The organism is Promicromonospora sp. NPDC050880 (genome assembly GCF_044456525.1).
In the GTDB taxonomy this organism is placed as follows: domain Bacteria; phylum Actinomycetota; class Actinomycetes; order Actinomycetales; family Cellulomonadaceae; genus Promicromonospora.
The window spans coordinates 1-19623 of sequence record NZ_JBITFV010000025.1; the positions used below are offsets into that span (position 1 = coordinate 1).

General features: G+C 72.8%; 18 protein-coding genes. 12 read left to right on the top strand and 6 right to left on the bottom strand.

Annotated elements, in window-relative coordinates; all coding sequences use genetic code 11:
• Window positions 1-120 precede the first annotated feature (120 nt).
• The 3 genes from ACIBBF_RS24150 to ACIBBF_RS24160 form a co-directional block, all read right to left on the bottom strand.
• Entirely contained in the window at window positions 121-1164 is a 1044-nt protein-coding gene (locus ACIBBF_RS24150) for a glycosyl hydrolase family 18 protein (RefSeq protein WP_397418550.1), read from the bottom strand.
• A gap of 244 nt (window positions 1165-1408) precedes the next feature.
• Window positions 1409-2857: a catalase gene (locus ACIBBF_RS24155; protein ID WP_397418552.1), complete on the bottom strand. Its 1449-nt coding sequence runs from the start codon at window positions 2855-2857 to the stop codon at window positions 1409-1411.
• A 62-nt stretch (window positions 2858-2919) separates the two neighbouring features.
• Window positions 2920-3348, bottom strand: a complete 429-nt coding sequence (locus ACIBBF_RS24160; RefSeq protein ID WP_397418554.1) for a Fur family transcriptional regulator — start codon at window positions 3346-3348, stop codon at window positions 2920-2922.
• 281 nt (window positions 3349-3629) lie between these two features.
• Between ACIBBF_RS24160 and infC the strand changes: the two genes are divergently transcribed.
• The 6 genes from infC (at window position 3630) to thpR (ending at window position 7427) form a co-directional block, all read left to right on the top strand.
• Entirely contained in the window at window positions 3630-4637 is a 1008-nt protein-coding gene (gene infC, locus ACIBBF_RS24165) for a translation initiation factor IF-3 (RefSeq protein ID WP_397418648.1), read from the top strand.
• 97 nt (window positions 4638-4734) lie between these two features.
• Complete coding sequence (rpmI, locus tag ACIBBF_RS24170) at window positions 4735-4929, top strand: 50S ribosomal protein L35 (RefSeq protein WP_119137562.1); 195 nt, start codon at window positions 4735-4737, stop codon at window positions 4927-4929.
• 65 nt (window positions 4930-4994) lie between these two features.
• The gene (gene rplT / locus ACIBBF_RS24175; protein WP_108490904.1) at window positions 4995-5378 is read left to right on the top strand and encodes a 50S ribosomal protein L20; all 384 of its coding nucleotides are present in this window, start codon (window positions 4995-4997) and stop codon (window positions 5376-5378) included.
• A 35-nt stretch (window positions 5379-5413) separates the two neighbouring features.
• Entirely contained in the window at window positions 5414-6259 is an 846-nt protein-coding gene (locus ACIBBF_RS24180) for a TrmH family RNA methyltransferase (RefSeq protein ID WP_397418556.1), read from the top strand.
• A 76-nt stretch (window positions 6260-6335) separates the two neighbouring features.
• Window positions 6336-6776 (top strand): spore germination protein GerW family protein, encoded by a 441-nt coding sequence (locus ACIBBF_RS24185; protein WP_397418558.1) that lies wholly within the window; start codon window positions 6336-6338, stop codon window positions 6774-6776.
• A 54-nt stretch (window positions 6777-6830) separates the two neighbouring features.
• Window positions 6831-7427, top strand: coding sequence for an RNA 2',3'-cyclic phosphodiesterase (gene thpR / locus ACIBBF_RS24190; protein WP_397418560.1), 597 nt, complete (start codon window positions 6831-6833; stop codon window positions 7425-7427).
• Window positions 7428-7463: 36 nt separating this feature from the next.
• Here thpR and ACIBBF_RS24195 read toward each other — a convergent pair whose 3' ends face one another.
• A complete protein-coding gene (locus ACIBBF_RS24195; RefSeq protein ID WP_397418562.1) occupies window positions 7464-8438 on the bottom strand; it encodes an NADP-dependent oxidoreductase in 975 nt (324 codons plus the stop codon).
• Between the two features lie 157 nt (window positions 8439-8595).
• On the opposite strand from ACIBBF_RS24195, the gene ACIBBF_RS24200 reads away from it, so the two are divergent.
• The 4 genes from ACIBBF_RS24200 (at window position 8596) to ACIBBF_RS24215 (ending at window position 14072) form a co-directional block, all read left to right on the top strand.
• Window positions 8596-9231, top strand: a complete 636-nt coding sequence (locus ACIBBF_RS24200; RefSeq protein ID WP_397418564.1) for a TetR/AcrR family transcriptional regulator — start codon at window positions 8596-8598, stop codon at window positions 9229-9231.
• Between the two features lie 351 nt (window positions 9232-9582).
• Window positions 9583-10650 carry a phenylalanine--tRNA ligase subunit alpha gene (pheS, locus tag ACIBBF_RS24205; RefSeq protein ID WP_397418566.1) on the top strand — a complete coding sequence of 356 codons (1068 nt, stop codon included), beginning with the start codon at window positions 9583-9585 and terminating at the stop codon, window positions 10648-10650.
• A gap of 1 nt (window position 10651) precedes the next feature.
• The gene (gene pheT, locus ACIBBF_RS24210) at window positions 10652-13210 is read left to right on the top strand and encodes a phenylalanine--tRNA ligase subunit beta (RefSeq protein WP_397418568.1); all 2559 of its coding nucleotides are present in this window, start codon (window positions 10652-10654) and stop codon (window positions 13208-13210) included.
• Window positions 13203-14072 (top strand): SDR family NAD(P)-dependent oxidoreductase, encoded by an 870-nt coding sequence (locus ACIBBF_RS24215; RefSeq protein ID WP_397418570.1) that lies wholly within the window; start codon window positions 13203-13205, stop codon window positions 14070-14072. Before pheT ends, ACIBBF_RS24215 begins: the two co-directional genes overlap by 8 nt.
• A 74-nt stretch (window positions 14073-14146) precedes the next feature.
• On the opposite strand, the gene ACIBBF_RS24220 is transcribed toward ACIBBF_RS24215, so the two are convergent.
• Entirely contained in the window at window positions 14147-15388 is a 1242-nt protein-coding gene (locus ACIBBF_RS24220; RefSeq protein WP_397418572.1) for a GDSL-type esterase/lipase family protein, read from the bottom strand.
• A gap of 232 nt (window positions 15389-15620) precedes the next feature.
• Between ACIBBF_RS24220 and ACIBBF_RS24225 the strand changes: the two genes are divergently transcribed.
• On the top strand, window positions 15621-16889 hold the full coding sequence (locus ACIBBF_RS24225; protein ID WP_397418574.1) for a hypothetical protein: 1269 nt from the start codon (window positions 15621-15623) through the stop codon (window positions 16887-16889).
• Between the two features lie 58 nt (window positions 16890-16947).
• Window positions 16948-18858: a glycoside hydrolase family 15 protein gene (locus ACIBBF_RS24230; RefSeq protein WP_397418576.1), complete on the top strand. Its 1911-nt coding sequence runs from the start codon at window positions 16948-16950 to the stop codon at window positions 18856-18858.
• On the opposite strand, the gene ACIBBF_RS24235 is transcribed toward ACIBBF_RS24230, so the two are convergent.
• Window positions 18804-19562, bottom strand: coding sequence for a methyltransferase domain-containing protein (locus ACIBBF_RS24235; protein WP_397418578.1), 759 nt, complete (start codon window positions 19560-19562; stop codon window positions 18804-18806). The genes ACIBBF_RS24230 and ACIBBF_RS24235 overlap by 55 nt on opposite strands.
• Window positions 19563-19623: the final 61 nt, after the last annotated feature.

The window sequence follows — 19623 nt, forward strand, 5'->3', positions numbered from 1 at the left end:
TTGGGGGTTCGGGGGGGGCGGGGGGGGGCCCGCGGGGGGGGGGGGGGGGGCCCCCCCCCCCGCCCCCCCACCACCTGACCTCTTGCCGACCACCTGACCTCTTGCCGACCAGCTGACGTGCTACCGGCCAGCCACCACGTCCGCGGCGTGCGAGAACCAGGTCTCCCGGGCGCCGCCGTCGTACCCGACGGAGTTGAAGTACTCCCAGCCGAAGACGCCGCCGAAGTCCGCGTGCTGTGCCACGAGCGAGCCGACCGTCGCGTCGAAGGTGGGCCAGTCCACGTACCCGCTGCAGTTGCCCGGGTTGGTGACGGTGCCGGCGACCACGCGGTCCGGCGTGAAGCCGTTGGCGAGGATCTGGTCGTAGACCGTCGTGGTGCGCAGGTCGCCCCAGCCGCAGTAGAACTGCGTGTTGTACCAGTCGATCCGGTCGCCCGCCTGGCGCTCCAGCTCGGCGTAGGAGAAGCCGCCGGAGAAGCTCGTCCGTCCGGCCATGTCGGTCGCCACGGGCGTCAGGGTCACGATGAAGTCCGGGCCGAAGTCGGCGCGCAGCGCGTCGATCAGGTGCACCGTGTCCGCCAGGGAGAACGTCTCCTCGATGTCGAGGTCCACGCCGTCCAGGCCGTACGTGCGCAGGAAGTCGCGCAGCACCGGGTAGAACCGGTCGAAGTCCTCGCGCAGGTAACGGTAGGTGCCCGGCGCGGCCCCGCCGAGGAACGCGCTGACCGTGACGCCCTGGTCCTGCATCGTGGCCAGGTCGTCCCACATGACATCGAGCTCGGCGTGGTCGGCGGGGATGTCGTTGACCGTGAGCGACGCGTCGGAGTTGAGGTGGATCGCGCCGACGTTCACGTCGGTGACCGAGCCGAGCAGCGGCGTGGGGTCGACGTACCGGCGCACGCCGTCCGACCCGGTCTCGTAGATCGTCTGGTAGAACGCGAGCACCCGGTGGGAGGCGGCGGCCGGGGCCTGCTCCAGCTCCTCGGCGGGCGCCGGTGCGGGGCCGGGCGCCGGTGCGGAGGCGGCGGGGCCGGCCGCGGTGGTCAGGGCCAGCAGGCCGGCCGCGAGGGCGGCGCCGATTCGGGCGAGCGAGCGGTGCATCGTGGGCTCCCTTGATCTGCGTGCGGTGGGCATCTCGGACGGCGGCGAAGCGCTGTGGAGCACCTCGGGACGCTATCCGGGGCCGGCCCCCGGGACAAGCACCGGCCGTCACCCCGGTGGAAATCCCTCATACCGCGCGCTGAGCCGCATTCAGCAGGCCGCAGACGGCCGTAACGTGCCACGTTCTCGCGTCCGGCCTGCTGAACGCCGCTCAATGCCGCTCAATGCCGCTGCCGCCGGAGAACGGCCGAGGCCGGGCCTCCCCTCGCGGGGAGCCCGGCCTCGGTGTCGTGCGACCGCGACTGCGTCAGGCGGCGACGGCGGCGCGCAGCTTGGCGCCCAGCTCGGCGTCGACGTTCGTCCAGTACTGGAAGAAGCGCTCGCGGATCTCGTCGACCGTGATCGACTGGCCCTGGCCGGTCAGGGTCTCCAGCAGACGGGCCTTGGCGCCGTCGTCGTAGACCTCGCGGTAGAGCATGCCCGGCTGGACGAAGTCGCCGTCCTCGCTGTGCAGCGTGGCGGCGGTCCGGACCAGCTCGCCGTCCGACTCCCAGGCGCCGTCGTGCCCGCGGGCCGGGTCGGCGACGGGGCCGCCGAACGAGTTCGGCGCGTAGTTGGGCGTGCCCACCTCGTTGAAGTGGTGGCGCTGCGAGCCGTCCTGCGAGTAGTTGTACACAGGGGAGGCGTGCGGCTGGTTCACCGGCACCGACTGGTAGTTGGTGCCCACGCGGTAGCGCTGCGCGTCCGGGTAGGAGAACACACGGGCCATCAGCATCTTGTCGGGCGAGATGTCCGTGCCCGGGACCTGGTTGGCCGGGGACAGGGCGATCTGCTCGATCTCCGCGAAGTGGTTCTTCGGGTTCCGGTTGAGCGTGAAGTGGCCGAAGTGGATCAGCGGGTAGTCGGCGTGCGGCCAGACCTTGGTCAGGTCGAACGGGTTGAACCGGTACGTCTTCGCGTCCTCGTACGGCATGACCTGGACCTTGATGTCCCAGACCGGGTTGTCGCCGCGCTCGATGGCCTCGTACAGGTCGCGGCGGTAGTAGTCCGCGTCCGCGCCGGCGATCTTCTCCGCCTCCTCGTTGCTGAGGAACTTCACGCCCTGACGGGAGATGAAGTGGTACTTGACCCAGAACTTCTCGCCCGCGGCGTTGGTCCACAGGTAGGTGTGCGAGCCGTAGCCGTTCAGCTCGCGCCACGAGGCCGGCAGGCCACGGTCGCCCATGAGGTAGGTGACCTGGTGCGCCGACTCCGGCGACAGGGTCCAGAAGTCCCACTGCATGTCGGCGTCGCGCAGACCCGACCACGGCAGGCGCTTCTGCGAGTGGATGAAGTCCGGGAACTTGATCGCGTCGCGGATGAAGAACACCGGCGTGTTGTTGCCGACGATGTCGAGGTTGCCCTCGGTCGTGTAGAAGCGCAGGGCGAAACCGCGCACGTCGCGCCAGGTGTCGGGGGAGCCCATCTCGCCGGCCACGGACGAGAAGCGCAGCGCCACCTCGCCCTTCGCGCCGGGCTGGAAGGCGGCGGCGCGCGTGTACTGCGACACGTCACCCGTGATCTCCCACTCACCGAAGGCGCCGCCGCCCTTGGCGTGCACGATGCGCTCCGGGATGCGCTCGCGGTTGAACTGGGCGAGCTTCTCGACCAGGTAGCGGTCGTGCAGGACCGTCGCGCCGTCGGCGCCGACCGTCAGCGAGTGCGCGTCGCTGGCGACCGGGGTGCCGGTCTGCGTGGTGGTGTAGGGAGTAGTCATTCAGACGTGCCTTCCTGTGCTGCTTGCGGGGGTTCTTGCGGGGTCCGGCGGGTCATGACGTCTCAGCGGCAGTCGGGGCACAGGCCCCAGTAGGTGACCTCGGCGGTCTCGACCACGAACCCGTGGTCGTTGCTCGGGGCCAGGCACGGGGCGTGGCCGACCGAGCAGTCCACGTCGCCGATGGCGCCGCACGAGCGGCACACGACGTGGTGGTGGTTGTCCCCGGTGCGACGCTCGTAGCGCGCCGGGTGCCCGGCGGGCTCGATCCGGCGCAGGAGACCGGCGTCGGTCAGTGCGTGCAGCACGTCGTAGACCGCCTGGACGGACACGGTGCCGAGCTCGGAGCGGACGGAGCCGAGGACGTCGTCGGCCGTGGCGTGCTGCCGGTCGCCCACCGCGTGCAGCGCCGCCACGCGGGCAGCGGTGACGCGCAGGCCGGCACCGCGGAGGAGGTCCTCGGGCGTCGCTGCGGCGGGGGTGGTCGACGTCATGACCACGACCCTAGACCCTAAACTGGAATGATTCCAGTTGAGCCGTGGCGCCGGTTTCGCCCGGTGAAAACCGGAGCGGCCGACCTCACACCGGTCCGTCTGGCGATCGGTCTCGTGCTGCTGGTACCGTGTACCCACGACCGACCCGGTGCGAGCCGGGTGCGCAAAGTGGATCCCATCCCACCCGAGTCACGACAGAGCGCCGCAAGGTGCCGACAGAGGCCGGGTCCTTGGTCGGGTGCCGAGGCTTGGACGACAGGCCGACGCATCCTTTCCTCGTGATGGCCTCCACCTGTGTTCAGGGCGGGGGCCATTTCCCGTTCCTGGTGGTCAATCAACGACTTCTGAGGAGCATCACCATCACCGAGCCTCGCATCAACGACCGGATCCGTGTCCCCGAGGTCCGTCTCATCGGCCCTGGCGGGGAGCAGGTCGGCGTGGTTGCCACGGCGGTCGCCCTGAAGCTCGCCCAGGACGCTGACCTCGACCTCGTCGAGGTCGCGCCGGACGCCCGCCCGCCCGTCGCCAAGCTCATGGACTTCGGTAAGTTCAAGTACGAGTCCGACATGAAGGCGCGAGAGGCGCGGCGCAACCAGGCGAACACGGTTCTCAAGGAGATCCGGTTCCGCCTCAAGATCGACCCGCACGACTACGGCACCAAGAAGGGCCACGTCGAGCGCTTCCTCTCGGCCGGGGACAAGGTCAAGGTCATGATCATGTTCCGTGGTCGTGAGCAGTCACGCCCGGAGATGGGCCGTCGTCTGCTCGAGCGCCTCGCGGAGGACGTGTCGGAGCTCGGCTTCGTCGAGTCGATGCCGAAGCAGGACGGCCGCAACATGACCATGGTCCTCGGGCCGGTCAAGAAGAAGGCGGACGCCAAGGTCGAGCAGCGCAAGCGCGCTACGGAGATCAACGCGGGCCGCATGACCAAGTCCGAGGCCAAGGCCCAGGCCCGTGCGTCGGAGTCGTCCGAGGCCGAAGAGCTCGCCGAGGACCAGGTCGCGGAGACGGTCGAGGCCCCCGCCGAGGAGCCGGTCGCGGTCGCCGCACCGGAGCCCGTCGAGGAGCCCGCTGCGCCTGTCGCGCCGGAGCCCGTCGAGGAGCCGGCCGCGGACGAGGCGCCCGTCGCCGAGGAGGCCGCTCCGGTGGCACCCAAGCCGGCCGCCAAGGCAGCGCCCAAGCCGGCCGCGAAGCCTGCGGCCAAGGCGGCGCCCAAGCCTGCTCCGACCCCCAAGCCGGTGCCGAAGCCCGCGGCCCCCAAGCCGCGCGCCCCGCGCAAGGCCGGCTGAGGTCGCCCAGACCACAACGACACCGGGCCGGCTTACCGGCCTCGGTACACGTCGCCGCTCCAGCAGCGGTCGACCGACATGAGGAGAGACGGCAGTCATGCCGAAGAACAAGACGCACTCCGGCTCCAAGAAGCGGTTCCGGGTCACGGGTAGCGGCAAGGTCATGCGCGAGCAGACCAACGCCCGCCACTACCTCGAGCACAAGTCCAGCCGTCGTACGCGTCGTCTGGCCATGGACCAGGTCGTCGCCCCGGCCGACGTCAAGAAGATCAAGAAGCTGCTCGGTAAGTGACCTCGGCGCGCGCCTGACCGGCGCCGCCCGGAACCCTTCCAGCCCCGAAGTACAAGGAGTCTCACGTGGCACGCGTGAAGCGGGCAGTCAATGCCCAGAAGAAGCGCCGTACAACCCTTGAGCGCGCCGCCGGTTACCGCGGCCAGCGTTCGCGCCTCTACCGGAAGGCGAAGGAGCAGGTCACCCACTCGCTCGTCTACGCCTACCGGGACCGGAAGGCGCGCAAGGGCGACTTCCGCAAGCTGTGGATCCAGCGCATCAACGCTGCGTCCCGCGCGCAGGGTCTGACCTACAACCGCCTCATCCAGGGCCTCAAGGCCGCTGGTGTCGAGGTCGACCGTCGCATGCTCGCCGAGCTCGCGGTCAACGACGTGGCGGCGTTCAACGCCCTCGTCCAGGTCGCCAAGGACGCGCTGCCGGCGGATGTCAACGCGCCGGCCGCTGCCTGAGGTTGAGCAACATCCCGGACGCCCGGGCGGTGCCGGTGCCTGACGTGACGCTCGCGAACCCGCGAGCAGACCGGGTCAGGCAGGTGCGAGCACTGTCCGGGCGTTCGGCGCGCTCCCGGCACGGGCAGTTCCTCGTCGAGGGCCCCCAGGGGGTTCGCGAGGCGGTGCGCCACGTGCCCGGCTCGGTCCGTGACGTGTACCTGACGCCGGCGGCCGCGTCGCGGTACGCCGAGATCGTGGCCGACGTGCGCGCGGCGGGCCTGTTCCTGCACATCGGCACAGCCGAGGTGCTGGACGCGATGAGCCCCGACGCCCAGGGCGTCCTCGCCGTCGTGCGGCCGGCCGGCCTGACCGTGGACGAGGCGCTGGCCGCGCGGGATCCCGCGCGTGCCGGACGGCCGCTGCTCGTGGCCGTCCTGGCCGCGGTCCGTGACCCCGGGAACGCGGGCACCGTGATCCGCGCCGCCGACGCCGCGGGCGCGGACCTCGTGGTGCTCGCCGGCGAGAGCGTCGACGTGCACAACCCCAAGGTGGTCCGGTCCACGGCCGGGTCACTGTTCCACCTCCCCGTCGTCACCGGCGTCCCGCTGGAGGACGCGCTCGCCACGTTGCGCGCCGCGGGGTGCCACGTCCTGGCCGCGGACGGCGCCGGACCGCTCGACCTCGACGAGCTGCTCGACGACGCCGGGAGCGGCGCCGCGCCGGACCTTGCCGGGCCCACCGCCTGGGTGTTCGGCAACGAAGCCTGGGGCCTGCCCGAGGCGGACCGGGCGCTGGCGGACGCCGTCGTCCGGGTGCCCATCCGGGGCCGGGCCGAGTCGCTCAACCTGGCGACTGCCGCGACGGTCTGCCTGTACGCGAGCAGCCGCGCCCAGCGCTGACGTCCGGACGCCCACGCACCGGGTGAGGTTTGCGCGGCCCGTGTCGCGCCGGGCGGCCCTCGCCTACCGTGGTCGGATGAGGTACATCCCTGATCTGAGCCGCATCAGCGAGGCCGTGGCCGAGTCGTTCGGCGTACGCCAGGTGTACGGCGAGCCGGTCGAGCGGGACGGCGTGCTCGTCGTCCCGGCCGCTCGGGTGTCCTCCGGCGGTGGCGCCGGAGGAGGCGGCGGGAGCGAGCCCGGGGGCGACCCGGAGCGCCGCGAGGAGGGGGCCGAGGATCGAGCCGAGACCGAGACCGGTGCGACCGGGGACAGCGCCGCCGCGGCCGAGGGCGGCGGTGGCGGCCTCGGCTTCGGCCGGCACGCCGAGCCTGCGGGCGCCTTCGTCGTCGACGACCAGGGGGTGCGCTGGGTCCCGGCCGTGGACGTGAACCGGATCGTGCTCGGGGGTCAGGTGGCCCTCGTCCTCGTGGCCGCCGCGGTCGCCTGGGCGGTGTCCCGCCGCCGGAGGAGGTAGGGCCCGCGCGATATCCGGTACCGGGGGATCAGGACGGGCGCCTAGGATCGTCGTGTGCGGTTGTTCACGGCGGTGGTCCCGCCCCAGAGCGTCCTTGACCACCTCGGGCTCGCGCTCGACGGCGTGCCGGCCTCCCCGCGGTGGGTGCCCCGCGAGAACCTGCACATCACGCTCGCGTTCTACGCGGACCTGCCCGAGGGGACGGTGCCCGAGCTGCGCGAGGACCTGGCCGTCGTGGCCCGCAAGCACGCACCGATCGACCTCCGGCTCCGCGGCGCCGGCTCCTTCGGGGCACGGGTCCTGTGGATCGGCGTCGACGGCGCGACGGACTCACTGAAGGAGCTGGCCACCGACTGCCTGGCCGCCTCACCCCGCGAGGTGCCCGACGACGTCAAGCCGCACCGCGCGCACGTCACGGTCGCGCGGGCGCGTGCCGGTCAGGTCAGGCCGCCGCGAGGCCGGGACCGCTGGGGCAAGCGGGCCGGCGGCGAGCCGCGGTCGGTGCTGGAGCCCGCCGCCCAGGCCCTGTCGGTCTACGCGGGACCGGGGTGGACGGCGGACTCCTTCGCACTCGTCGAGTCGCACCCGGGAGAAGGCCCCCAGGGTGGTCCACGCTACGACGTCGTGGAGACCTGGTCGCTCGAGGGTTGAGCGCCGGTCCCCGGACGGCGCCGGGTCACCGGCCGGTCACTGTCCGTCGGCCGCCCCCGTGACCAGCACGATCTTTCCCCTGACGCCGCCGCGTTCCAGCCGCGACTGGGCGGCTGCCGCCTGCTCGAGAGGGAACGTCTCGTCGACGTACGGCCGGATGGCGCCCGACTCGGCGTACCGGGTCAGCTCCTCGATCTGTGCGCGGGTCGGGTCGTTGCTGAACGCCAGGACCTGACCCGGGTTCCGCTCCTGCGCGGCCAGCACCGCGGCGGCCGACGCCGCGGGATCGGTGCGCCCGAGCGCGAGCGGCAGGAACCGGCCACCGGGGCCGACCAGCGCGCCGTAGGTCTCGAGGTCCGTGCCCACCAGGTCCAGCACGACGTCGAACCGGCCCAGGTCGGCGGGGCGCGTGGCGCGGTAGTCGTGGGTCTCGTCGGCGCCCAGCCCGCCCACCCAGGCGAGGCTGGACGCCCCGGCGAGCGCGGTGACGTGTGCGCCGAGCGCTGCACCCAGCTGCACCGCCACGCTCCCTGCCCCGCCGCTGGCGCCCCGGACGAGCAGCCGCTCGCCGGGCCGCAGCGCGGCCTGGTCGACCAGCGCGGTGAGCACCGTGGTGCCGGACGACGGGAGCGCGGCCGCCTCGATCAGGCTCATCCCGGCGGGCGCCGGCGCGAGCCGGTCCTCGGGGACGGCCACGTAGTCGGCGGCGCTGCCGAACGTGAAGTGCGGCATCACGCCCCATACCGCCTGCCCCACCTGCGTCCGGGACACAGCGGTGCCGACGGCGGCCACCCGGCCCGTGAACTCGCCGCCGATACCCTGCGGGAGGGTGGTCGGGAGCAGGTCACCCATCGTGCCGGCCCGGATGGGCAGCTCCCCGCCGCCGAGGCCGGCCGCGTGGACGCGGACGAGCACCTCGCCGTCGCCGGGGACGGGCACGGGCACCCGGTCGAGCCGGAGCACGTCGGGGGAGCCGTACTCGTGGAACCGGACGGCACGCATCGAAGTCATCTGTCTCTTCCTCCTGTCGGTCGTGACGCCGCCGGGATGGGATCGAGCACCGTCGGGGTTGGTCCGGTCAGGTGGCTCGGGGCGGCGTCAGCTCCCGCGGCAACGTCGAGGTCCGGGGACGCGAGTCCGTGGCGGACCGGAAACGAGAGGCATTGACATGAGCTCCTATCGGATCGGCCCGGCGCCAGGCGTGGCGCCGGTGGCCGGAGCGGTCGGCGGCCCGGCCGGCGGACCGGCCGGTGGGCGCGGCGGCCGGCCGCGGCGCGACGCCGAGCGCAACCGCCGTCGCATCGTCGACGTGGCGCACTCGTCGTTCCGGGCGGGCGGGCTCGACGTGCCGATGGCTGTCGTCGCGCGCCGGTCGGGTGTGGGTACGGCCACGCTCTACCGGCACTTCCCGACCAAGCACGACCTGATCAAGACGCTCACGTCCGAGACGGCCGCCGAGTACGAGCGGGTCCTGGATGCGGCGCTCGGCGATCCGGACCCGTGGCACGGTCTGTCCGGCGGGCTGCGGCGGCTGGCCGCGCTCCGGGTGGCGAGCCGGAGCTGCGCCGCCCCCTTCGCGGAGGCGTACCCGGACGAGGTGGCGCGGCACGTCGCGACCACCGAGGCACGGCTCGGTGCGCTGTTGGACCGTGCACGGAGCGGCCCGCTCAGGGACGACGTGGGCATCGACGACGTGCGGATCCTGCTGGACGCGGTGGACGGCGTGGCGGCCACCCGCACGGACCCGTGGGTTCCCGCTCAGCGTGTGGTGGGACATTTTCTCCGCTCCTTCGCACGGGGGTAGCTCGGCGTGCCGTCGCCACGACCGGGACCAGGGCCGCCCCGGCCGTGGCGACATCGCAGACGCTACGCCGAGCCGCTGACACTCGAAAAAGTGTGCCAAGCGCTGCGCAACGGCACCACGGGAACCACGTTGCCGGCCGCCGAGGGGGCATGGAATGATGACGGCATGCAGCCGTTGACCCGCCGATTTACGCAGCCCGCCACGGGCTGCGCGGCCACCGCTGCGCGCGGGCACTGAGCTGCCCTGTGGACAACGCGTCCTGAGCCCTGGCGGGCACCTAGACTTCAGATGCCGGTACGGGTCCCCGGGCAGGGGGCGGCGCCGGCTCCCGAATCCGCCAGGAAGGCAAGCATGTCCACGCCCGAAGAGAAGGCACCCATCGATCCGCTGGACGAGGCGGCGCTCGACGCCGCGGTCAAGGCGGCCCTCGACGACATCGCCCAGGCGGGCGACCTCGACGCCCTGAAGTCCGTCCGCACCCAGCACACCGGGGACCGCAGCGCCCTGGCCCTCGCCAACCGGGCCATCGGCGCGCTGCCCGGCCCTGACAAGGCGAAGGCCGGCAAGCTGGTCGGCCCGCGGCGCGGCAGGATCAACCAGGCGATCGCGTCGCGGCAGGCGGAGCTCGAGGCCGAGCGTGACGCCCGCGTGCTCGTGGAGGAGACGGTCGACGTCACCCTCCCGGTCCGGCGTACGACGGCGGGCGCGCGGCACCCGATCGAGCTGGTCCAGGAGCGCATCGCGGACTTCTTCGTGGGCCTCGGCTGGGAGATCGCCGACGGGCCCGAGGTCGAGGCCGAGTGGTTCAACTTCGACGCGCTGAACTTCGGACCCGACCACCCGGCACGGCAGATGCAGGACACGTTCTACGTCGCCGGCCAGGACGGTGCCGAGTCGAACCTCGTGCTGCGCACCCACACGTCCCCTGTCCAGGCGCGTTCGCTCCTGGAGCGTGGCGTGCCCCTGTACGTCGCCTGCCCCGGGCGTACGTTCCGCACGGACGCGCTGGACCAGACCCACACCCCGGTGTTCCACCAGGTCGAGGGCCTCGCGGTGGACAAGGGGCTGACCATGGCGAACCTCGTGGGCACCCTGGACGCGTTCGCGCGGGCGATGTTCGGCCCGGAGGCCAGGACGCGCCTGCGCCCGGCGTTCTTCCCGTTCACCGAGCCGTCCGCCGAGATGGACCTGTGGTTCCCCCAGAAGAAGGGTGGCGCCGGCTGGATCGAGTGGGGTGGCTGCGGCATGGTCAACCCGAACGTGCTGCGAGCCGCGGGCGTGGACCCGGAGGAGTACACGGGGTTCGCGTTCGGCATGGGCATCGAGCGCACGCTCATGCTGCGCCACTCGATCGCGGACATGCACGACATCGTGGAGGGCGACGTGCGCTTCTCCACCCAGTTCGGGACGGAGATCTGAAGTGCCCCTCATCGTGAAGGACTGGCTCGCGGACCACGTCGAGCTGCCCGCTGACCTGACCGCCGAGCAGCTCGCCGCGGACCTCGTGAAGGTGGGTCTGGAGGAGGAGGCGATCCACGGGGCGGCCGTGACCGGCCCCCTCGTGGTGGGCCGAGTGCTCGAGATGACCCCCGAGCCGCAGAAGAACGGCAAGACGATCAACTGGTGCCGGGTCGACGTCGGGCCGGAGCACAACGACGAGCAGGGTGCGCGGGGCATCGTCTGCGGCGCGCACAACTTCGCCGTGGGCGACCACGTCGTGGTCGCACTGCCCGGGACGGTGCTGCCCGGCCCGTTCCCGATCGCCGCGCGCAAGACCTACGGGCACGTGTCCGACGGCATGATCTGCTCGGTGCGCGAGCTCGGCATCGGGGAGGACCACGACGGCATCCTCGTCCTGACCCGCAACGGCTTCGACGCCGCGGACCTCACCCCGGGGCAGGACGCGATCGCGCTCCTCGGCCTCGGCGACGAGGTCCTCGAGATCAACGTGACCCCCGACCGCGGCTACGCGTTCAGCTACCGCGGCGTGGCACGCGAGTACGCCCACTCCACGGGCGCGAAGTTCACCGACCGCGGTCTGCCCACGGGCACCGAGCCCGCCGCGACCCCGGACGGGTTCGAGGTGCGGGTGCAGGACGACGCGCCGATCAACGGCGTCGTGGGCTGCGACCGGTTCGTGACGCGCGTCGTGCGTGGCATCGACCCCGCCGCGCCCACGCCCGCGTGGATGAAGCACCGCCTCGAGGGCTCCGGCATGCGCTCCATCTCGCTGGCGGTCGACGTCACGAACTACGTGATGCTCGACCTCGGGCAGCCGCTGCACGCCTACGACCTGGCCAAGGTCGCGGCACCGATCCTGGTCCGCCGGGCCGCGCCGGGCGAGCACCTCACCACGCTGGACGACGTCGACCGCGCCCTGGACGCCGAGGACCTGCTGATCACCGACTCGCCCGACAGCGCGGGCAGCCGGGTGCTGGGCCTCGCCGGCGTGATGGGCGGGGCCTCCTCGGAGGTCAGCGACACCACGACGGACGTGCTCGTCGAGGCGGCCCACTTCGACCAGATCACGGTCGCCCGCACCTCACGCCGGCACAAGCTGTCCAGCGAGGCCGCCAAGCGGTTCGAGCGCGGCGTCGACCCGCTCCTGCCGCCGGTCGCGGCGCAGCGCGTGGTCGACCTCCTGGTCGAGCTGGGCGGGGGAACCGCCGACCCGGCCGTGAGCGACCTCGACGAGACCGCAGCGTCCCGGCCGCAGCCCATCGAGCTCAAGGTCTCCGAGCCCACGCGGCTCTCGGGCGTGTCGTACACGCCCGAGCAGGTACGCAGCACGCTCGAGGAGATCGGCGCGACGGTCGAGCCCGCCGGCGAGAGCGTGCTCACGGTCACCCCGCCCACGTGGCGGCCCGACCTGGCCGGCCCGGCCGACCTGGTCGAGGAGGTCGTGCGCATCCAGGGCTACGACCAGGTGCCGTCGGTGCTGCCGTCCGCACCGGGCGGCCGCGGGCTCACCGCCGAGCAGCGCATCCGCCGCTCGGTCGCCCGCTCGCTCGCCGAGGCGGGCTTCGTCGAGACGCTCAGCTACCCGTTCGTCGGCACGCCCGAGTACGACGCCCTGGGGCTGGCGGCCGACGACGAGCGGCGTGCCTCGCTCCGGCTCGTCAACCCGATGGCCGACGACAAGCCGCTCATGCGGACGAACCTGCTGGTCACGCTGCTCGACACGGTGCGCCGCAACGTGTCGCGCGGTCTGACCGACCTCGCCGTGTACGAGATCGGCCTGGTCACGCGTCCGACGCCCGGCGCCCCCGCGGCGCCGGCGCTGCCCGGGGGCGTCCGGCCCACCGACGAGCAGCTTGCGGCCCTCGCGGCCGCTGTCCCGGACCAGCCGCGGCAGGTCGCGGGCGTCCTGACCGGCCGGCGCGAGCTCGCGGGCTGGTGGGGCGCGGGTCGCGCCGCGGGCTGGGAGGACGCCCTCGCGGCCGCTCGCCTGGTGGCCGAGCGGGCCGGGGCCGAGGTCGTCGTGGTCCCGGACACGGACCGGATGCCGTGGCACCCGGGACGCTGCGCGCGGCTGGAGCTGACGGACGGCACGGTGGTCGGTCACGCCGGTGAGCTGCACCCCAAGGTCGTCGAGGTGCTCGGGCTGCCGGCGCGCGCGGCGGCGTTCGAGGTGGACCTGACCGTCCTGGTCGGCGCGGCGTCGGGGGAGCCCGTCGCGGCGACACCTGTCTCGGCGTTCCCGGCCGCCAAGGAGGACTTCGCGTTCGTGGTCGACGGTGACGTCCCGGCCGAGGCCGTGCGGGCGGCCATCGTGGCCGGTGCCGGCGACCTGCTGGAAGAGGTGGCGTTGTTCGACGTCTTCACGGGCGAGCAGGTGGGCGCGGGGCAGAAGTCCCTCGCCTACTCGCTCCGGCTGCGGGCCGCGGACCGGACCCTGTCCGCCCCGGAGGTCCGTGCGGTGCGCGACGCCGTCGTGGCGTCGGCCGCGGAGCGGGTCGGAGCGGTGCTGCGTGGCTGAGCCGAACCGCACTGCCGACACCCCGGTGCCGCCGGCGCGGACGGCGCTCGTCACCGGCGCCTCGCGCGGGATCGGCCGGGAGATCGCACTGGGTCTCGCGCGGGCAGGGCTGGACGTCGCCCTGCTCGCGCGGGACGCGGACCGGCTGCGGTCCGTCGCGGCCGAGGTGCGTGCGCTCGGCGTGACGGCGGTCGAGGCGACCGCCGACGTCGCTGACGCCGCGGCGGTGCGCGCCGCGGTCGACCGGGTGGAGGGCGCGCTCGGGTCGATCGACCTGCTGGTCAACAACGCGGGCGCGCTCGAGTCGGAGCACCCGCTGTGGGAGGCGGACCCGGACGAGTGGTGGTCGGTGTTCGAGACCAACGTCCGCGGGCCGTTCCTCTTCGACCGCTGCGTGGTGCCCGGCATGATCGCCCGCGGCGGCGGGCGCGTCGTCGACCTGGCCTCGGGTGCGAGCTCCCACGAGATGCGCGGCGGCAGCTCGGCGTACAACGCGAGCAAGACGGCCCTGCTCCGCCTGGGGGCGAACCTCCACGACGACGGGTTCCGGCACGGCCTGCGGGTCTTCGAGCTCGCTCCCGGCGTGGTGCGGACCGACATGTCGACGGGCATGACCCTGCACCAGGGGCGCACCGACTGGACCCCGGTCGAGCGCGTGACGGACGTCGTGAACGCCATCGCGGCCGGTGAGCTCGACGCGTGCTCCGGGTGGTTCCTGCGGGTGTCGGACGACACCCCGGCCTCGCTCAGGGAACGGGCCGCGCAGGTGGCGGCCGAGGGGACGGCGGCGACGGCGCGACGGCTCCGGGTGCTGCCGGCGGGCAGCGACGACCCGATGAGGCAGGCCCTCACGGGACGCTGACCGGCCGCACCGGACGTCGGTAGGTGGGGGCCGTCGCCCTTCCCAGCACGGGAAGGGTGACGGCCCCTCGGCCGTCAGCGGCCGGCGAGCACCGCGCGCCAGAGGCGACCGAGCGGCACCGACCGGGCGATCGCGGTCTGCCCGGCGATGTTCGCGTGGACCCCGTCGCCCGTGTCGTACGGCGGGTAGATGGAGTTCGGGTTCTGCGGGTCCCGCAGCACGGCGTCGAAGTCGAAGACCCCGTCGCACGTGCCCGAGCAGTTGCCGCCGGCCCGGACGAACTCGTTCACGACGGCGCGCCGCGCGTTCTGCTCGGCCGTGTAGCCGGGCCGCGGCGTGATCGGCGTGACGAACACCTTGATCCCGGCCGCGCGCAGACGGGCGAACGTGTCCCGGTAGGCCGCGAGGATCGTCTCGGCGCTGCAGTTGTTCGCGATGTCGTTGGTCCCGTAGTAGTAGATGACCGCCCGCACGTCGTGCAGCGCCAGCACGTCGCGGTCCAGGCGCGAGACACCGTCCAGCCCGCCGCTGCCGCACGCCGGGGCCGCCGTCGTCCCGGAGATGCCCTCGTTGACGACGGCCACCTGACGGTCGGGCGGGAGCTCGTCCACCACCCGCTGCGCGAGCGTGTCGGTCCAGCGTTGGAAGACGGGCGGCGGCGGGCAGCCGACGCCGCAGTTGTCCGCACCCACGCCGTCCACCACCGAGCTGCCGTAGGCGACCACCGTGCCGGCCACGTCGGGGCCGAGCACGTCCACGGCACTGACCAGGTAGGTCCAGCCGTGCGACTCGGGAAAGGCGCCGCCCGACGTGTCGGTGGTCGTGTTCCCGCCGCCCGGCGCCGAGAAGTAGTTGGTGCGCCCGGCCAGGTCGTGGAGCATCATCCGGGTCGGGTTCGCCAGGTAGAAGCTCACGGCCAGGTCGTCCATGGCCGACGTCGCCAGCTGCACCGGATCGCTCCAGACCTCACCGCCGGCCGGGATCGACACCGAGGCCGAACCGCCGAAGGTGACCGTCCGCATGCTCTCGGGCCGGACGGCGGCACCCCCGGCGCTCAGCCCTGCGGTCGTGGCGTCCACGACCAGGGGCTCGGTGCCGAACTGGTTCTGCAGCCGCACGCGCAGGGCCGTGCCGCCCTGCGTCAGCCGGGTCACGACCCGGACCGAACGGTTCTGGAACGTCTCCGGGCTCAGCCCCGAGGCGCGCTGCTGCGACTGCGTCCACGCAGTCGACCACTCGTCGGCGGCGCGCGCGGACGCACCCGCCGTGATGCTGCCGCCGACGGCGACCCCGGCCGCCGTCAGGAGCGTGATCAAGGTTCGTGCAAGGTCTCGGAACACCATCGGTCCACCCGCTTCGCTGCTCGAGTCGTCATTGATCGAGAACACGGCGTGGTAGCTGTACGCGCCCCCCGCCAGACGGAACCTAGGACCCGGGCAACCGACTGTCAACGCTGTCATCACCTCCCGGGTGACTTTTTGCTGGCCCACGGACATGTCCGCTTCATACGGTGTGCGGGCAACCGTCCCTTCGTGCAAGGAGACCAGCATGCGCCGTCACCGTCGATCCGCACTCATCGCCGCGAGCCTCGGGCTGGCCGTCGTGCTCGCCACCGCGGGCCAGGCCACCGCACGTCAGTCCGCCCCGCAGGCCGAGACCGCAACCGCGACCGCAGCCGAGGCTGCCGTCGCGGCCGCCGCGACACCGCTCACCGCGGGCAACTTCCGCTACACGCTGTCGCAGACGTCGTCGGCCCTGGTCGGCGCGCTCGACGCGGCGCTGCCCAACGTGACCATGGGTGCGGTGGCCGCCGACGCCAACCGCACGCCGAGCTGTGACAGCGCCCCGTCGGTGACGAACCGCACCGCCTACTACTGCTGGAACGCGGGCGACCAGGACACCAGCGACTGGTACCCGCAGGGCATCACCACCAGCTCCGACGCCTACGGCGAGGGCACGTACGACGGCAAGCGCCTCAACCTCGTGAGCTGGTACGACCACGCCGAGGACGGGATCGACAAGGGCGTCCGCATCAGCGTGTCGGACCTGTCGGCGAGCACGTCGGCGCCGCCCTACCGGCACGTCCTGCTGGTCGAGCCGAGCGGTACCACGAGCGCGCCGTCGTACAAGCCGGTGAACGTCCATGCGGGCGGCATCATGTGGTACGGCAACCTGCTCTACGTCGCGGACACGAGCGGTGGCTTCCGCGTGTTCGACCTCGACCACCTCTGGCAGGTCTCCACGGGGCGGTCGTCCGCGGTGGGCCGGCAGTCCGACGGCACCTACCATGCGTTCGACTACAAGTACGTGCTGCCGCAGACCGCGAAGTTCACCGACTCGACGGTGGGCGGGTACGCGCAGCTGCAGCACTCGTCCGTCTCGCTCGACCGGACCAGCTCGCCCGACTCGGTGGTCGTCAGCGAGTACCGCAGCGCGGACGACATCGCCGCAGGGGCCCGGGTGCGCACCATCCGGGTGCCGATCGACTACACGAACCGGTACCTCAAGCCCGCCTCGGACGGCATCATCAAGGCCACCGAGGCCTACCGGACGGACCTGGAGAGCGTGCAGGGCTCCACCGCGATCAACGGTGAGTTCTTCTTCTCGCAGAGCGACGGCTCGAACCACTCGGACCCGAACTCCGACGGTGACCTGCACACCTTCGTGGCGCCCTCGGGCGCGATCGTCCGGCACGGGAACGCCCTGACCGTGGGCGCCGAGGACCTGTCGTACGACCCGACGCGCGACTACCTCTGGTCGCTCGGCGAGTATCCCGGCTACCGGTGGGTGTACGCGATGGACGCCTCGTCGTTCTGACCCGCACCGGCCCGGCGTCCCGTGGTGGGGGCGCCGGGCCGAACCTAACCTGGTACCGATGACGCTCCGAATCGAAGATTACGGAATTGTCGGCGATCTCCAGACCGCGGCGCTGGTCGGCAGGGACGGGTCCATCGACTGGATGTGCCTGCCCCGGTTCGACTCGCCGGCGTGCTTCGCCGCGCTGCTCGGCGACGAGACCCACGGTTCGTGGCGGCTCGGCCCGGAGCAGGGCGGCGAGTGCACGCGCCGTGGTTACCGGGACGGCACCCTGGTGCTGGAGACCGAGTGGGACCTGCCGGAGGGCCGGGTCCGGGTGATCGACCTGATGCCGCCACGCGGCGAGCAGGCCGACCTCGTGCGCATCGTCGAGGGCGTCCACGGGACGGTCACGGTGACCACGGAGCTGCGCCTCCGCTTCGACTACGGGCACGTGGTGCCCTGGGTCACCGAGGAGGGCGCCGCGCTGCGCGCCGTGGCCGGACCGGACTCTGTCCGCCTCGACACCCCGGTCCGCATGGTGCACGACGGCGTCGCCGACGGCTCCGTCCTGCGGGCGCGGTTCACGGTGGGGCCGGGGGAGCGGGTGCCGTTCGTGCTGACGCACCACGCGTCGCACCTGCCCACCAAGGAACCGGTGGACGCCGACGAGGCGCTGACCGAGACGGAGGACTTCTGGCGGTCGTGGGTCGCCGGGTCCACGTACTCCGGACCGTGGGCCGAGGCCGTGCACCGGTCGCTGATCACCCTGAAGGCGCTCACCTACGCCCCGACGGGCGCCATCACGGCCGCGGTGACGACGTCGCTGCCCGAGGACATCGGCGGCAGCCGCAACTGGGACTACCGGTACTGCTGGCTGCGTGACGCCGCGTTCACCCTGCAGGCGCTGGTCGGGACCGGGTTCCTCGACGAGGCACGCGCGTGGCGCGCGTGGCTGCTGCGCGCGGTCGCGGGGGACCCCGCCGACCTGCAGATCATGTACGGGCTCGACGGCCGGCGGCGTCTGCCCGAGTACACGATCGGCTGGCTGCCCGGGTACGAGGGCTCGGCACCGGTCCGGATCGGCAACGACGCCGTGGGGCAGCTCCAGCTCGACGTGTGGGGCGAGACGCTGGAGGCTCTCCACCTCGCCCGCGAGGCCGGGTTGGAGACCGACCCGGAGGCCTGGCAGCTGCAGCGCGCGCTGCTCGACCACCTGGAGGAGCACTGGGGCGACCTGGACAACGGCCTCTGGGAGGTGCGCGGACCGCAGCGCGCGTTCGTGCACTCGCGGGTCCTGGCGTGGGTCGGGTTCGACCGCGCGGTACGCGCCGTCGAGGAGGGTGGTCTGACGGGCGAACCGGTCGAGCGGTGGCGGGCGGCGCGGGACCGGATCCATGCGGAGGTGTGCACCCACGGGTTCGACCCGGTGCGCAACACCTTCACGCAGTTCTACGGTTCCGACGGGCTCGACGCGGCGCTGCTGCTCATCGGGCAGGTCGGGTTCCTGCCGTGGGACGACCCGCGCGTGATCGGCACCGTCGAGGCGGTGCAGCGCGAGCTGGGTCAGGACGGGCTCCTGCGCCGGTACGACACGGACGCCGACGACCGGGTGGACGGGCTGCCCGGCGACGAGTCGACGTTTCTCGTGTGCAACTTCTGGCTGGTCGACGCGCTGCACGGGGTCGGACGACGTGACGAGGCCGTGGCGCTGTTCGAGCGCCTGCTCACGCTGCGCAACGACCTGGGCCTCCTCAGCGAGGAGTACGACGTGACCGCCGGACGTCAGCTCGGCAACGTACCGCAGGCGTTCAGCCATCTTGGCCTGGTCAACAGCGCCCTGCGGCTCAGCCAGGGCGTCACGGTGCGGGACGAGGAAGCGGGCGTGGCCGCCGGCGCGCCGCTGACCGGCGGTGCGGTGGCGGAGGCCGCGGCTCAGCCGCGGGTCGCGACGGCGAACACCCGGCGGAACGCGAGCGGCGTGCCGTAGGGTTGCTCGGGGTAGGCCGCGCGCAGCGCCGCTCCGAACTCCTCCTCGAACCGGGCGCGCAGCGCCGGGTCCGCGGCCTCCAGGGCATGGAGGGCGGGCTGCGCGCCCGTCGCCGAGATCCAGCGGAGCACCGGGTCCGGTCCCTGCAGCACGTGCGTGTACGTGGTCTCCCACGTGTCCACGGTCCAGCCCGGCCGGGCCAGGATCTCCAGGTACCCGGCCGGGTCGGCGGTGGCCCGCCGCTCGACCGGCCCGACGACGTCGGCGTACGGCGCACGGGCGGCGACCTCCCGCAGCAGCACGTGGCTCGGCGCGTCGTGGTTGCCCGGCACCTGGAAGGCGAACGTCTGCGCGGCCCGGTCGGCGAGCGCCGGCAGCAGCTCGCGGTGGCCGGGTACCCACTGGAGCGCGGCGTTGCTGATGACGAGGTCGGCGGTGTGCGTGTCCGTGCTCAGGTCGGCGAGCACGTACTCGGTGGCCGGGTCGGCGGCGCGTGCCCGCTCGATCATGGCCGGGGAGGCGTCCACGCCCGTCACCCGGGCTTGTGGCCAGCGTGCGCGCAGTACGGCGGTGAGGTGCCCGGGACCGCAGCCCAGGTCGACGACGGTGGCGGGGGAGCCGGGCACCCGGGCGACCAGTTCCGTGAACGGCCGGGACCGCTCGTCCGTGTACTGCAGGTAGGCGCCGGGGTTCCAGTCGGGCATCACAACTCCTCGTCGTCGAGTATCTTGACATCAAGATACCTCACGCCCGGCGCGGACGGCA